Annotated in this window: 12 protein-coding genes; all 12 read left to right on the top strand. The window is 70.1% G+C overall.

Annotated elements, in window-relative coordinates; genetic code table 11:
* Positions 1-51: 51 nt before the first annotated feature.
* A complete protein-coding gene (locus tag MW290_RS18480; protein ID WP_250199167.1) occupies positions 52-1,008 on the top strand; it encodes a Bug family tripartite tricarboxylate transporter substrate binding protein in 957 nt (318 codons plus the stop codon).
* A gap of 33 nt (positions 1,009-1,041) precedes the next feature.
* Entirely contained in the window at positions 1,042-1,983 is a 942-nt protein-coding gene (locus MW290_RS18485; RefSeq protein ID WP_250199168.1) for a LysR substrate-binding domain-containing protein, read from the top strand.
* Between the two features lie 5 nt (positions 1,984-1,988).
* Positions 1,989-3,404: a 3-isopropylmalate dehydratase large subunit gene (gene leuC, locus MW290_RS18490; protein WP_250199169.1), complete on the top strand. Its 1,416-nt coding sequence runs from the start codon at positions 1,989-1,991 to the stop codon at positions 3,402-3,404.
* Positions 3,405-3,421: 17 nt separating this feature from the next.
* Positions 3,422-4,066: a 3-isopropylmalate dehydratase small subunit gene (leuD, locus tag MW290_RS18495; protein WP_250199170.1), complete on the top strand. Its 645-nt coding sequence runs from the start codon at positions 3,422-3,424 to the stop codon at positions 4,064-4,066.
* Positions 4,067-4,089: 23 nt separating this feature from the next.
* Complete coding sequence (gene leuB / locus MW290_RS18500) at positions 4,090-5,184, top strand: 3-isopropylmalate dehydrogenase (protein ID WP_250199171.1); 1,095 nt, start codon at positions 4,090-4,092, stop codon at positions 5,182-5,184.
* Between the two features lie 87 nt (positions 5,185-5,271).
* Entirely contained in the window at positions 5,272-6,399 is a 1,128-nt protein-coding gene (gene asd / locus MW290_RS18505) for an aspartate-semialdehyde dehydrogenase (protein ID WP_250199172.1), read from the top strand.
* Between the two features lie 182 nt (positions 6,400-6,581).
* Positions 6,582-9,320 carry a FimV/HubP family polar landmark protein gene (locus MW290_RS18510; protein ID WP_310740155.1) on the top strand — a complete coding sequence of 913 codons (2,739 nt, stop codon included), beginning with the start codon at positions 6,582-6,584 and terminating at the stop codon, positions 9,318-9,320.
* Positions 9,313-10,119 carry a tRNA pseudouridine(38-40) synthase TruA gene (gene truA, locus MW290_RS18515; protein ID WP_250199173.1) on the top strand — a complete coding sequence of 269 codons (807 nt, stop codon included), beginning with the start codon at positions 9,313-9,315 and terminating at the stop codon, positions 10,117-10,119. Before MW290_RS18510 ends, truA begins: the two co-directional genes overlap by 8 nt.
* Complete coding sequence (locus MW290_RS18520) at positions 10,120-10,788, top strand: phosphoribosylanthranilate isomerase (RefSeq protein WP_250199174.1); 669 nt, start codon at positions 10,120-10,122, stop codon at positions 10,786-10,788.
* A 5-nt stretch (positions 10,789-10,793) separates the two neighbouring features.
* Positions 10,794-12,023, top strand: coding sequence for a tryptophan synthase subunit beta (gene trpB / locus MW290_RS18525; RefSeq protein ID WP_250199175.1), 1,230 nt, complete (start codon positions 10,794-10,796; stop codon positions 12,021-12,023).
* Positions 12,020-12,829 (top strand): tryptophan synthase subunit alpha, encoded by an 810-nt coding sequence (trpA, locus tag MW290_RS18530; RefSeq protein WP_250199176.1) that lies wholly within the window; start codon positions 12,020-12,022, stop codon positions 12,827-12,829. The genes trpB and trpA overlap by 4 nt, the downstream gene beginning before the upstream one ends.
* Positions 12,826-13,698: an acetyl-CoA carboxylase, carboxyltransferase subunit beta gene (gene accD / locus MW290_RS18535; protein WP_250199177.1), complete on the top strand. Its 873-nt coding sequence runs from the start codon at positions 12,826-12,828 to the stop codon at positions 13,696-13,698. Before trpA ends, accD begins: the two co-directional genes overlap by 4 nt.
* Positions 13,699-13,702: the final 4 nt, after the last annotated feature.

The raw sequence follows: 13,702 nt of genomic DNA on the forward strand, positions 1-13,702 counted from the left end.
TCCCCAGGCGTCTATGCTTCCGAGATGCGCGAAAACTGCATGAAACTCGTCATGAAATGGCTGGCAGCCGGCCTCACCGCCGCTGTCCTGCCTGCACTGTCGCCGGCCGCCCAGCCTGCCTATCCGCAGCGCGCCATCACCTTCGTGGTGCCCTTCCCGGCCGGCAGCGCCACCGACCAGCTGGCCCGTGTGATGGGCGAGCGCATCGCCCAGTCTGCCGGCCAGCCGGTGGTGGTGGAAAACCGCCCGGGCGCCAACGGCTCCATCGGCACCGCGCAGGCCGCCAAGGTGGCGCCGGATGGCCACACCTTTCTGATCGCCACCAGCACCACGCACGCGGCCAATGCGTCGCTGTACCGCAAGCTGCCCTACGACCCGATCAAGGACTTCACCCCGGTGTCGCGCCTGGGCGAGATCCCGTTCGTGCTGCTGGTCAACCCCACCGTGCCCGCTGACACGGCGCCCAAGTTCATCAGCCATGTGCGCGCCAACCCCGACAAGCTGGCCTGGGGCTCGGGCTCCAGCGGCAGCCTGGTGCCGGGCCATGCGCTGGTCTCGGCCAACCAGCTGAAGATGGTGCACGTGCCCTACAAGGGCGTGCAACCGGCCATGACCGATGCCATCGGCGGGCAGATCCAGCTGGTGTTTGCCGACCTGGCCTCGGCGGTGCCGCAGATCAAGGCCGGCAAGCTGCGGGCGCTGGCCGTCACGTCGGCGGCCGAGCATCCGATGCTGCCCGGCGTGCCGCCGATGTCCACGGTGGTGCCCGCGTTCGAGATGACCGCCTGGTTCGCGATGTATGCGCCGGCCGGTACCGCCCCGACGCAGGTCAACCAGATGAACCAGTGGGTGCGCGCCGCATTGACCGATCCGGCCTTGCAGTCCAAGCTGGCGGTGTCGGGATTCCGGCTCACGCCGGGCACGCCGGCGGACCTGGGCCTCTTTGCCGCCAAGGAAACGGTGAAGTGGGCCAAGGCCGTCAACAGCGCGGGCATCACGCCCGAGTAGCCTCGGCCACCGCCAGCCCGCGCGCCGCCGCCCATGCGCTTTGACCTCGTCACGCTGAACCTCGTGCTCGCCATCGCTGAAACCCGCAGCATCACCGCTGGCGCCCAGCGGGAGCACCTGGCCCTGGCCGCGGCCAGCCGGCGGCTGTCCGACGTGGAAACGCGGCTGGGCGTGAAGCTGTTCGACCGCCGCGCCCGCGGCGTGGAGCTGACCGAAGCCGGCCACGCGCTGGTGCGCCACATCCGCAGCCTCCATGCCTCGCTGCATGCGCTGGAGAGCGAGGTGATGGAGTTCTCGCGCGGCATCCGCGGCCACCTGCGCATCGCGGCCAATGCCGGCGCCATCGCCGAATCGCTGCCCGCCGACCTGGCGGCCTTTTCGCAGGCGCATCCCGGCATCCGCATCAGCCTGGAAGACCTGGGCAGCGCCCAGGTGCTGGCCGCGGTGGCCGACGGCCGCGCCGACGTGGGTGTGTACGTGCCGCCGCAGCACCTGGAAGAGGGCCTGCGCACCCATGCCTACCGCGAGGCACTGCTGCGCGCCGTGGTGCCGCGCGGCCATGCGCTGGCGCGCCGCAAGTCGGTCGATTTCGACGCGCTGCTCGACCACGAGATCGTCGGCCTGCCCATCGGCAGTTCGCTGCACCAGACCATGCTGGAGCATGCCCAGCGCTCGGGCCGCGTGCTGAACGTGCGGGTGCAGGTGCGCGGCTTCGACGCCGTGGCCCAGCTGGTGGAAGCCGGCCTGGGCGTGGCCCTGCTGCCCGCCGGCGTGGCCGACCGTCTGCAGCGCCTCTTCGACCTCAAGGTGCTCGGCTTCACCGAACCCTGGGCCTGCCGCCAGTACCGGCTGGCGGTCCGTGACCAACCCGTGCTGCCCACCGCGGTGCAGCGCTTCATCGATGCGCTGGGCGCACCCGCCGTGCCCGCCCCGGCATCGCCCCCATCCCCGTCCAAGACCCCCCGCCTGGAGTAGCCACCATGACCGGCCGCACGCTTTACGACAAGATCTGGGACGAACACGTCGTCCACGCCGAAGAAGACGGCACCGCGGTGCTGTACATCGACCGCCACCTGCTGCACGAGGTCACCAGCCCGCAGGCTTTCGAGGGCCTGGACATCGCCCGCCGCAAGGCCTGGCGCATCTCGGCCAACCTGGCCGTGAGCGACCACAACGTGCCCACCACCGACCGATCGGGCGGCATCGCCGACCCGGTGTCGCGGCTGCAGGTGGACACGCTGGACAGCAACTGCGACCGCTTCGGCATCACGCAGTTCAAGATGAACGACCTGCGCCAGGGCATCGTGCACGTCATCGGCCCGGAGCAGGGTGCCACGCTGCCCGGCATGACGGTGGTGTGCGGCGACTCGCACACCTCCACCCACGGCGCCTTCGGCGCGCTGGCGCACGGCATCGGCACCAGCGAGGTGGAGCATGTGCTGGCCACCCAGACGCTGCTGGCCAAGAAGGCCAAGAACATGCTGGTGAAGGTGGAAGGCAAGCTGCCTGCCGGCTGCGGCGCCAAGGACATCGTGCTGGCCATCATCGGCAAGATCGGCACCGCCGGCGGCACCGGCTACACCATCGAGTTCGCCGGCTCCGCCATCCGTGCGCTGAGCATGGAAGGCCGCATGACGGTGTGCAACATGGCCATCGAGGCCGGCGCCCGTGCCGGCCTGGTGGCGGTGGACGAGACCACGCTGGCCTACGTCAAGAACCGCCCGCTGGCCCCCGCCGCGGGCGTGGAATGGGACCAGGCCGTGGCCTACTGGCGCACGCTGCACTCCGACGCCGATGCCCACTGGGACGCGGTGGTGGAGTTGGACGCCGCGGCCATCCGCCCGCAGGTCACCTGGGGCACCTCGCCCGAGATGGTGCTGTCCATCGAAGACCGCGTGCCCGACCCCGATCGCGAGAAGGACGCCAACAAGCGCGGCGCGATGGAGCGTGCGCTGCAGTACATGGCGCTGCAGCCCAACCAGGCCATCACCGACATCCGCGTCGACAAGGTGTTCATCGGCTCGTGCACCAACTCGCGCATCGAGGACATGCGCGAAGCCGCCGCCGTGGTGCGCCGCCTGGGTGGCCGCGTGGCCTCCAACGTCAAGCTGGCGATGGTGGTGCCCGGCTCGGGCCTGGTGAAGGCGCAGGCCGAGAAGGAAGGTCTGGACCAGGTGTTCAAGGCCGCCGGCTTCGAATGGCGCGAGCCCGGCTGCAGCATGTGCCTGGCGATGAATGCCGACCGGCTGGAGCCCGGTGAGCGCTGCGCTTCCACCAGCAACCGCAACTTCGAAGGCCGCCAGGGCGCCGGCGGCCGCACCCACCTCGTCAGCCCGGCGATGGCCGCGGCGGCGGCTTTGCAGGGCCACTTCGTGGACGTGCGCCGCATCGCCTAAGGTCAGGAGAAAAAGCCATGCAAGCCTTCACCGTGCACCAGGGGCTCGTCGCCCCGATGGACCGCGAGAACGTCGACACCGACGCCATCATCCCCAAGCAGTTCCTGAAGTCGATCAAACGCACCGGCTTCGGTCCCAACCTGTTCGACGAATGGCGCTACCTGGACCACGGCGAGCCCGGCCAGGACCCGGCCAGCCGCAAGCCCAACCCCGACTTCGTGCTCAACCAGCCGCGCTACCAGGGCGCCTCGGTGCTGCTGGCGCGGCAGAACTTCGGCTGCGGCTCCAGCCGTGAGCACGCGCCCTGGGCGCTGGAACAGTACGGCTTCCGCGCGCTCATCGCGCCCAGCTTCGCCGACATCTTCTTCAACAACTGCTTCAAGAACGGCGTGCTGCCGATCCGCCTGCCCGAGTCGCAGGTGGCGCAGCTGTTCGACGAAGTGGCCGCCTTCATCGGCTACCGCCTGACCATCGACCTGCAGCGCCAGGTGGTGATCAAGCCCGACGGCAGCGAGCTGGCCTTCGAGATCGAGCCCTTCCGCAAGTACTGCCTGCTCAACGGCTTCGACGACATCGGCCTGACGCTGCGCCATGCCGACAAGATCCGCGCCTTCGAGGCCGAGCGCCTGCTGCGCAAGCCCTGGCTGGCCCGCACGCTGTAAACCCGACCGAAAGAACACACACCATGAAGATTGCAGTGCTGCCGGGTGACGGCATCGGCCCCGAGATCGTCGACGAGGCGGTCAAGGTGCTGAAGGTGCTCGACCTGAACTTCGAGCTGGAAAGCGCGCCCGTGGGCGGCGCCGCCTACGAGGCGGCCGGCCATCCGCTGCCCGAGGCCACGCTGAACCTGGCCAAGGCCGCCGACGCGGTGCTGTTCGGCGCCGTCGGCGACTGGAAGTACGACAAGCTGGACCGCCCGCTGCGGCCCGAGCAGGCCATCCTGGGGCTGCGCAAGCACCTGGGTCTGTTCGCCAACTTCCGCCCGGCCATCTGCTACGAGCAGCTGACGCATGCCTCCAGCCTGAAGCCCGAGCTGGTGGCTGGCCTGGACATCCTCATCATCCGCGAGCTGACGGGTGACATCTACTTCGGCCAGCCGCGTGGCCGCCGCACCGCGGTGGACGGGCACTTCCCCGGCACCGAAGAAGCCTTCGACACCATGCGCTACAGCCGGCCGGAGATCGAGCGCATCGCGCACGTCGCCTTCCAGGCGGCGCGCAAGCGCGGCGGCCGCGTCACCAGCGTCGACAAGGCCAACGTGCTGGAGACCTTCCAGTTCTGGAAGGACGTGGTCACCGAGGTGCATGCCGACTACCCCGACGTGCAGCTGGACCACATGTACGTGGACAACGCCGCCATGCAGCTGGTGAAGGCACCGAAGAAGTTCGACGTCATCGTCACCGGCAACATGTTCGGCGACATCCTGTCCGACGCGGCGGCCATGCTCACCGGCTCCATCGGCATGCTGCCCTCGGCTTCGTTGGACAAAAACAACAAGGGCCTCTACGAGCCCAGCCACGGCAGCGCGCCGGACATCGCGGGCAAGGGCATCGCCAACCCGCTGGCTACAATCTTGTCTGCCGCCATGATGCTCCGCTTCTCCCTCAACCAGCCCCAGGCCGCCGACCGGATCGAGTCGGCTGTCAGCGCTGTGCTGTCCGCAGGGTTGCGCACGCCGGACATCTGGAGCGAAGGCACGAAGAAGGTGGGCACCCGCGAGATGGGCGACGCCGTGGTCGAAGCGATCAAGACCACCAAGGGCATTACCAAGAGCTAGCAAGCTCCGGTTCGTCTCGCCCCAACCCTGGATCCCGGCGAAGCGAGCCGGGACACCAGGTTTCTCAACACGAAAGGGCGAACTGAAATGGCACTCACAGGTCTGGTTGGTTGGCGCGGCATGGTCGGCTCCGTGCTGATGGACCGCATGGTGGCCGAAGGCGACTTCGACCACATCGAGCCGGTGTTCTTCAGCACCAGCAACGCGGGCGGCGCGGCCCCCGCGATGGCGAAGAACGAAACCAAGCTGCACGACGCCTACGACATCGAGGCGCTCAAGCGCTGCGACATCATCCTCACGGCCCAGGGCGGCGACTACACCACCGAGGTGTATCCCAAGCTGCGCGCCGCCGGCTGGAACGGCCACTGGATCGACGCCGCCTCCACGCTGCGCATGAAGGACGACGCCGTCATCGTGCTCGACCCGGTCAACCTGCCGGTGATCAAGAATGCGCTGGCCAAGGGCGGCCGCAACTGGATCGGCGGCAACTGCACCGTCAGCTGCATGCTGATGGGCGTGGGCGCGCTGTACAAGGCCGGCCTGGTCGAGTGGATGAGCACCCAGACCTACCAGGCCGCTTCGGGCGGTGGTGCGCAGCACATGCGTGAGCTGCTGACCCAGTTCGGCACCCTGAACGCCGCGGTGCGCCCGCTGCTGGACGACCCCAAGAGCGCCATCCTCGAGATCGACCGCCAGCTGCTGGCGCAGCAGCGCAGCCTGTCGGCCGACGAAACGCAGCACTTCGGCGTGCCGCTGGGTGGCTCGTTGATCCCCTGGATCGACAAGGACCTGGGCAACGGCATGTCCAAGGAAGAGTGGAAGGGCATGGCCGAGACCAACAAGATCCTCGGCCAGGGTGAAGGCTTCGGCAGCCCCGCGACGCCGGTCGATGGCTTCTGTGTGCGCATCGGCGCCATGCGCTGCCATAGTCAAGCGCTCACTTTCAAGCTCAAGAAGGACGTGCCGCTGGCCGATCTTGAAAGCCTGATCGCCAATGACAACCCATGGGTCAAGCTCGTTCCCAACACCCGCGAAGCCACGCTGCGCGACCTGACGCCGGTGGCCACCACCGGCACGCTGACCATCCCGGTCGGCCGCCTGCGCAAGATGGCGATGGGCCCCGAGTACGTCGGTGCCTTCACCATCGGCGACCAGCTGCTGTGGGGCGCCGCCGAGCCGCTGCGCCGCATGCTGCGCATCCTGCTGGAAGCCTGAAGCTGACCACCGTCGACCGCACACATCAGAACTTGCATGAGCTGACTAGGCTATATGCTTGCTGATACTGTGAAATCGACGGTTTTCAGGCTGCCGCGGACATCCCGGCGCCACCTCATAGAACACATCGTTGGCGCCGGACCCGCGGGTGCGCGGTCCGCCGAGTGCACCCGGGAGACATCTTGAAGAAACGCTCATTGACGGCGCGTGGCCCCGCCTTGTCGGCCGTTGCCGTGGCCGCGCTGCTGTGCGCGGTGGCGCCGGCCAGCTGGGCGCTGGGCCTGGGCCGTGTGACGGTGCAATCCGCGCTCGGTGAATCGCTGCGCGCCGAGATCGACGTCACCAGCATCTCGCCGGAAGAAGCCGCCACGCTGCGCCTGCGCGTCGCCTCGCCCGAGGCCTACCGCGCCGCCGGCGTCGACTACAACCCGGTGCTGCCGGGTACCTCGGTGCAGCTGCTGCGCCGCCCCGACGGCCGGCCCTACGTGCGCCTGACCAGCGACCGCGCGGTGCAGGAGCCTTTCGTCGACGTGATCCTCGACATCGGCTGGTCCAGCGGCCGCCTGGTGCGCGAGTACACGATGCTGTTCGACCCGCCGGGCCGTGTGCCGCCGCCGCCCGCGGTGGCCGCCGCACCGGTGCCGCCTGCCATCTCGCCCGCGCCGCTGCCGCAGGCCACGCCACGGGCGCCCAGCCCGCGCCCGGCGCCGGTGCCGCCGCCGATGGCGCAGGCCCCCGCCGGCGCGCCGATGCCCGCGCCCGCGCTGCCCGCCACGCCGGCACCTGCCCCGCAGGCCCCTGCGCCGGCCCTGGCCCAGCGCCCGGCCAGCCCGCCGCCGCGGGCGCCGCAGCCGGCGCCCGCGCCCACGCGGGGTGGTGAGGCCTACACCGTGCGCCAGGGCGAAACGCTCTACCGCATCGCCAACAACACCCAGCATGCGGGCGTCTCGCTCGACCAGATGCTGGTGGCGCTGTACCGCAGCAATCCGCAGGCGTTCATGGACGGCAACATGAACCGGCTGCGCGCCGGCGCCGTGCTGAACGTGCCTTCGGCCGACGAGGTGCGCCAGATCAACGGTGGCGAGGCGCGCCAGGTGATCCAGGCGCAGAGTGCCGATTTCGGCGCCTACCGCCAGCGCCTGGCCGGCGTGGTGCCCACCGTGCGGCCCGACGAGCCGGCCCGCCAGGCCCGCGGCCAGGTGCAGGCCCAGGTGGACGACCGCAAGCAGGCGGCGGCCGCCGCGCCCGACCGGCTCAAGCTCTCGCAGGGCTCGGTGCAGGCCTCGGCGCCCGACGCGCGTGCCTCCGGCGACACCCAGCGCCGCGACGATGCCGCCCGCGTGGCCGAACTGGCCCGCAACGTGGAAGATTTGAAGCGGCTGCAGGCCGGCGCCACCGGTGGCGCTGCGTTGCCGGGCGCCGCGGGCAGTGCCGCGGCCACCGTGCCGGGCGCAGCCGCCAGCGCCGGTGCGGGTGCCGGCGTTGGCGTAGGTGCCGGTGCAGCGGCCGGGGCAGGTGCCCTGGCCGGCGCCGGTGCGGCCTCGGCCAACCTGCCGGCCGGCTCTGCGGTGGCGGGCGCCACGGCCCCCAGCCCGGCGGGCTCGGTGCCGGCTGGCGCCACGGTCGCGGCCGGTGCTTCGGCGCCGCAGGCGGCGGCCTCGGCCGCCGTGCCGGCGCGCCCGGCCTCGGTGCCGCCGGCCGTCACGCCGCCGCCCACCGAGCAACCCAGTCTGCTGGCCGACAACCCGCTGCTGCTGCCCGGCGGCGCGCTCATCCTGCTGCTGCTGGGCGGCCTGGGCTACTACCGCTGGCGGCAGAAGAAGCAGGCCGACAGCGGCGAGACTTCGTTCCTGGAAAGCCGGCTGCAGCCCGATTCCTTCTTCGGCGCCACCGGCGGCCAGCGCATCGACACCCGCGAGGCCACCGGCCATTCGTCGTCGTCGATGACCTATTCGTTGAGCCAGCTCGACGCCATCGGCGACGTGGACCCGGTGGCCGAAGCCGACGTCTACCTGGCCTATGGCCGCGACCTGCAGGCCGAGGAAATCCTGAAGGAGGCGATGCGCAGCGACCCGGGCCGCCTGGCGGTGCGCAGCAAGCTGCTCGAGGTGTACGCCAAGCGGCGCGACACCAAGGGCTACGAGCTGCTGGCCACCCAGCTGTACGCGATGACGCGCGGCGAGGGCGAGGACTGGGAAAAGGCGCAGCAGCTGGGCCTGCAGATCGACCCCGACAACCCGCTGTACCAGCCGGGCGGCTCACCGTCGCCCGCACAGGCCGGTGGCAGCACGATGAACGAGCCGCTGGGCGCCAGCACCATGCCGCAGTCGGTGCTGCCGGCCATGGGCTTTGCCACCACCAGCCCCAGCCTGGACGCCGACCTGCCGCCGATCAGCTCGCTGGAACTGGACCTCGACCTGGACCAGCCTACGCAGCCGGGCGACCTGACGCCGCTGTCGATGGAGGCCACCCGCCCGATCGGCCTGGTGCCTTCGTCGGGCCGCGACGACAACAGCCTCGACTTCGACCTGCCCATGACGGCGCCGCCGTCTGAATTCGCGCAGCCGCCGTCGTCGGCGGTGAACACCGCGCCGATGGACCTGGACCTGGATTCGATGTCGCTGGACCTCGACCTGCCGCCCGAGCCGGCGCCGACGATCGACCGCCGCAACACCATGCCGGCCGACCTGGAGTTCGACCTCGACAGCCTGGACGACTTCGGCACCGCCAGCCAGGACACGGCCGCCGCCGACCTGCGCGAAAGCGCCGACGATCCGCTGCAGCGCAAGTTCGAGCTGGCCGACGAGTTCCGCCAGATCGGCGATGTGGAAGGCGCCCGCGACCTGCTGGAAGAGGTGGTGGCCAAGGCCGGCGGCCCGCTGAAGGCGCGCGCGCAGCAGCTGCTCGACAGCCTTGAGTGACGCGCCGACCGCCGGGCGCCGCATCGCGCTCGGCGTGGCCTACCGCGGCACCGGCTACCGCGGCTGGCAGAGCCAGCCCGATGGCCGCACGGTGCAAGACCACCTGGAGCAGGCGCTCAGCAGCTTTGCCGCGCAGCCGGTGCACACCCTGTGCGCCGGCCGCACCGATGCCGGCGTGCATGGCCTCAACCAGGTGGTGCACCTGGACGCGCCGGTGGCGCGCGAGCCGTTTTCCTGGGTGCGCGGCACCAACCGCCACCTGCCGTCCGACATCGCGGTGCAGTGGTGCCGCCCGGTGGGCGACGACTTCCATGCCCGCGCCAGCGCCCGCGGCCGTCGCTACCGCTACGTGCTGCTCGAGTCGCCGGTGCGGCCGGCGATCGAGAGCGGCCAGTGCGGCTGGGTGTTCCGCCCGCTGGACGGCGAAGCGATGCAGGCGGCCGCGGCCCACCTGATCGGCGAGCACGACTTCAGCAGCTTCCGCGCGGCCGACTGCCAGGCGCTGTCGCCGGTGAAGACGCTGCGCGGCCTGCAGGTCAGCCGCCGCGGCGCCTACTGGCGCTTCGATTTCGATGCCAGCGCCTTCGTCTACCACATGGTGCGCAACATCATGGGCTGCCTGCTGCAGGTGGGGCAGGGCCACCGGCCGCCGGGCTGGATCGCCGAGGTGCTGGCCGCGCGCAGCCGCCAGGCCGCGGCGCCGACCTTCCCGGCAGACGGGCTTTACTTCGTGGGCCCGTACTACGATGCGCGGCATGAGATCCCTGACCACACGCCGGCCCAAGACTGGCTGCCCTGAATGAACCGCACCCGCATCAAGATCTGCGGGCTGACCCGTGAAGAAGACGTGGACGCGGCCGTGCAGGCCGGCGCCGACGCCATCGGCCTGGTGATGTACGAGCGCAGCCCGCGCCATGTGACGCCCGAGCGGGCGCGGGCGCTGGCCCGGCGGCTGCCGGCCTTCGTCACCCCGGTGTGCCTGTTGGTCAATGCCTCGGCCGACCACATCGCGCGTGTGCTCGACGCGGTGCCCAACGCCACGCTGCAGTTCCATGGCGACGAGACGCCCGAAGCCTGCGATGCACCGGCAAGGCCCTACCTGCGGGCGGCCCGCATCGGCCCCGGGTTCGATTTGTTAGACTTCGCAGCCCGTTTCCCGGCAGCCCAGGCCATCCTGCTCGACGCTTTCGTCGACGGTTATGGCGGCGGCGGAAAGGTTTTCGATTGGTCCCTCATTCCCGCCGACGTCCCCGCTCCGGTCGTTTTGTCTGGTGGGTTGAGTCCTGCAAACGTGATCGATGGGGTGCTGCGCATCCGGCCCTCGGCCGTTGATGTGAGCTCCGGCGTCGAGGTCAGCAAGGGCATCAAGGATGCCGAGCTGATCCGCCGGTTCTGTGATGCGGTGAGGCAGGCCGATGCGCAGATGGCGCAGCAGGCCGCTGCAGCCGCCCACCACCCCGAACACTGATTGCCATGACCACTTCCAGCTATGCACAGCCCGATGCCCAGGGGCATTTCGGGCCCTACGGCGGCACCTTCGTCGCCGAGACGCTGATCCACGCGCTCGACGAACTGAAAGAGGCCTACGCCCACTACGCGAAGGACCCCGAGTTCCGCCGCGAATTCGAGTACGAGCTCAAGCACTTCGTCGGCCGGCCCAGCCCGATCTACCACGCGGCGCGCCTGTCGCGCGAGCTGGGCGGCGCGCAGATCTACCTCAAGCGCGAGGACCTGAACCACACCGGCGCCCACAAGGTGAACAACACCATCGGCCAGGCGCTGCTGGCCAGGCGCATGGGCAAGCCGCGCGTGATCGCCGAGACCGGCGCCGGCCAGCACGGCGTGGCCACCGCCACCATCTGCGCCCGCTACGGCATGGAATGCGTGGTGTACATGGGCAGCGAAGACGTCAAGCGCCAGTCGCCCAACGTCTACCGCATGCACCTGCTGGGCGCCAAGGTGGTGCCGGTGGAAAGCGGCAGCAAGACGCTGAAGGACGCGCTGAACGAGGCGCTGCGCGACTGGGTCACCAACGTCGAGAACACCTTCTACATCATCGGCACCGTGGCCGGCCCGCACCCGTACCCGATGATGGTGCGCGACTTCCAGCGCGTGATCGGCGACGAGTGCCTGGTGCAGATGCCCGAGATGCTGGGCCCGCAGCGCCAGCCCGACGCGGTGATCGCCTGCGTGGGCGGCGGCAGCAATGCCATGGGCATCTTCTACCCCTACATCCCGCACGCCGGCACGCGGCTGATCGGCGTCGAAGCCGCCGGCCACGGCCTGGACAGCGGCAAGCATGCGGCCAGCCTGTCGGCCGGCACGCCCGGCGTGCTGCACGGCAACCGCACCTACCTGCTGCAGGACGCCAACGGCCAGATCATCGAGACGCATTCGGTCTCGGCCGGCCTGGACTACCCCGGCGTGGGCCCCGAGCACGCCTACCTGAAGGACATCAACCGCGCGGAGTACGTCGGCATCACCGACGACGAGGCGATGGCGGCTTTTCACCGGCTGTGCCGCATCGAAGGCATCATCCCCGCACTGGAGTCCAGCCATGCGGTGGCCCAGGCCATCAAGATGGCGCCCACGATGCGGCCCGACCAGAGCCTGCTGGTCAACCTCAGCGGCCGGGGCGACAAGGACATCAACACCGTGGCCGAACTCTCCGGCGTCTCGCTGATGAAGGGCTCGCTGTCATGAGCCGCATCGCCGCCACCTTCGCCGCGCTCAAGGCCCAGGCCCGCAAGGCGCTCATTCCCTACGTCACCACCGGCGACCCGTACGCCGACGTCACGCCCGAGCTGATGCTGGCGCTGGCCGGCGCCGGTGCCGACGTCATCGAGCTGGGCGTGCCGTTCTCCGACCCGATGGCCGACGGCCCGGTGATCCAGCAGGCCTCCGAGCGCGCGCTGGCCAAGGGCATCGGCCTGCCGCAGGTGCTGGCCGCCGTGCGCGCCTTCCGCGAGCGCAACACCACCACGCCGGTGGTGCTGATGGGCTATGCCAACCCGGTCGAGCGCTATGGCGTCGAGCGCTTCGTCACCGACGCGGCGCAGGCCGGCGTCGACGGCGTGCTGATCGTCGACTACCCGCCCGAGGAGTGCGAAGCCTTCGCCGCGCTGCTGCGCAAGGTGAACCTCGACCCCATCTTCCTGCTGGCGCCCACTTCCACCGAGGCGCGCATGAAGAGCGTGGGCCGCATCGCCAGCGGCTATGTGTACTACGTGTCCCTGAAGGGCGTGACCGGCGCCGGCCACCTCGACACCGCCGCGGTGGCAGAGATGGTGCCGCGCATCCAGGCCCATGTGAAGGTGCCGGTGGGCGTGGGCTTCGGCATCCGCGACGCCGCCACCGCACAGGCCGTGGCCCGCGTGTCCGATGCGGTGGTCATCGGCTCGCGCCTCGTCCAGATCCTCGAAACCCAGTCCCGCGACCAGGTCGCCCCGGCGGCGGCGGCGTTCATCGCCGAAATCCGCGCCGCGCTAGACGAAGGAGTGTCCTCATGAGTTGGCTTGAAAAGCTGCTGCCGCCCAAGATCCAGCCCACCGACCCGAACGAGCGCCGCACGGTGCCCGAGGGCCTGTGGATCAAGTGCCCCTCCTGCGAGACGGTGCTCTACAAGACCGACCTGGAGCAGAACGTCAACGTCTGCCCCAAGTGCAGCCACCACCACCGCATCGGCGCCCGCCAGCGGCTGGACGCCTTCCTCGACCCCGAGGGCCGCTACGAGATCGGCCACGAGGTGCTGCCGGTCGACGCGCTGAAGTTCAAGGACAGCAAGAAGTACCCCGAGCGGCTGAAGGACGCGCTGGAAACCACCGGCGAGACCGATGCGCTGGTGGTGGTGGGCGGCGCGGTGCACACCGTGCCGCTGGTGGCCGCCTGCTTCGAGTTCGACTTCATGGGCGGCTCCATGGGCTCGGTGGTGGGTGAGCGCTTCGTGCGCGGCGTGGAAGCCGCGGTCGAGCAGCGCGTGCCCTTCGTCTGCTTCACCGCCACCGGCGGCGCCCGCATGCAGGAAGGCCTGCTGAGCCTGATGCAGATGGCCAAGACCAATGCTGCGCTCACCCGGCTGGCCAAGGCCCGGCTGCCCTACATCAGCGTGCTCACCGACCCCACCATGGGCGGCGTGTCGGCCAGCTTCGCCTTCATGGGCGACGTGGTGATGGCCGAGCCCAAGGCGCTGATCGGCTTTGCCGGCCCGCGCGTGATCGAGAACACCGTGCGCGAGAAGCTGCCCGAAGGCTTCCAGCGCTCGGAATTCCTGGTGCAAAAGGGCGCGATCGACATGATCGTGGACCGCCGCCAGCTGCGCGCCACCATTGCCAGCGCGCTGAGCATGCTGCAGCGCCAAAGCGCCGACGCTGTGGCCTGAAGCG

The organism is Aquincola tertiaricarbonis (genome assembly GCF_023573145.1).
GTDB lineage: Bacteria > Pseudomonadota > Gammaproteobacteria > Burkholderiales > Burkholderiaceae_C > Aquincola > Aquincola tertiaricarbonis_B.

Excerpts from the sequence above, each read along its gene's own strand:
- MW290_RS18480 (WP_250199167.1), top strand. The coding sequence starts at position 52 with ATGAAATGGCTGGCAGCCGGCCTCACCGCCGCTGTCCTGCCTGCACTG.
- MW290_RS18485 (WP_250199168.1), top strand. The coding sequence starts at position 1,042 with ATGCGCTTTGACCTCGTCACGCTGAACCTCGTGCTCGCCATCGCTGAA.
- leuC (WP_250199169.1), top strand. The coding sequence starts at position 1,989 with ATGACCGGCCGCACGCTTTACGACAAGATCTGGGACGAACACGTCGTC.
- leuD (WP_250199170.1), top strand. The coding sequence starts at position 3,422 with ATGCAAGCCTTCACCGTGCACCAGGGGCTCGTCGCCCCGATGGACCGC.
- leuB (WP_250199171.1), top strand. The coding sequence starts at position 4,090 with ATGAAGATTGCAGTGCTGCCGGGTGACGGCATCGGCCCCGAGATCGTC.
- asd (WP_250199172.1), top strand. The coding sequence starts at position 5,272 with ATGGCACTCACAGGTCTGGTTGGTTGGCGCGGCATGGTCGGCTCCGTG.
- MW290_RS18520 (WP_250199174.1), top strand. The coding sequence starts at position 10,120 with ATGAACCGCACCCGCATCAAGATCTGCGGGCTGACCCGTGAAGAAGAC.
- trpB (WP_250199175.1), top strand. The coding sequence starts at position 10,794 with ATGACCACTTCCAGCTATGCACAGCCCGATGCCCAGGGGCATTTCGGG.
- trpA (WP_250199176.1), top strand. The coding sequence starts at position 12,020 with ATGAGCCGCATCGCCGCCACCTTCGCCGCGCTCAAGGCCCAGGCCCGC.
- accD (WP_250199177.1), top strand. The coding sequence starts at position 12,826 with ATGAGTTGGCTTGAAAAGCTGCTGCCGCCCAAGATCCAGCCCACCGAC.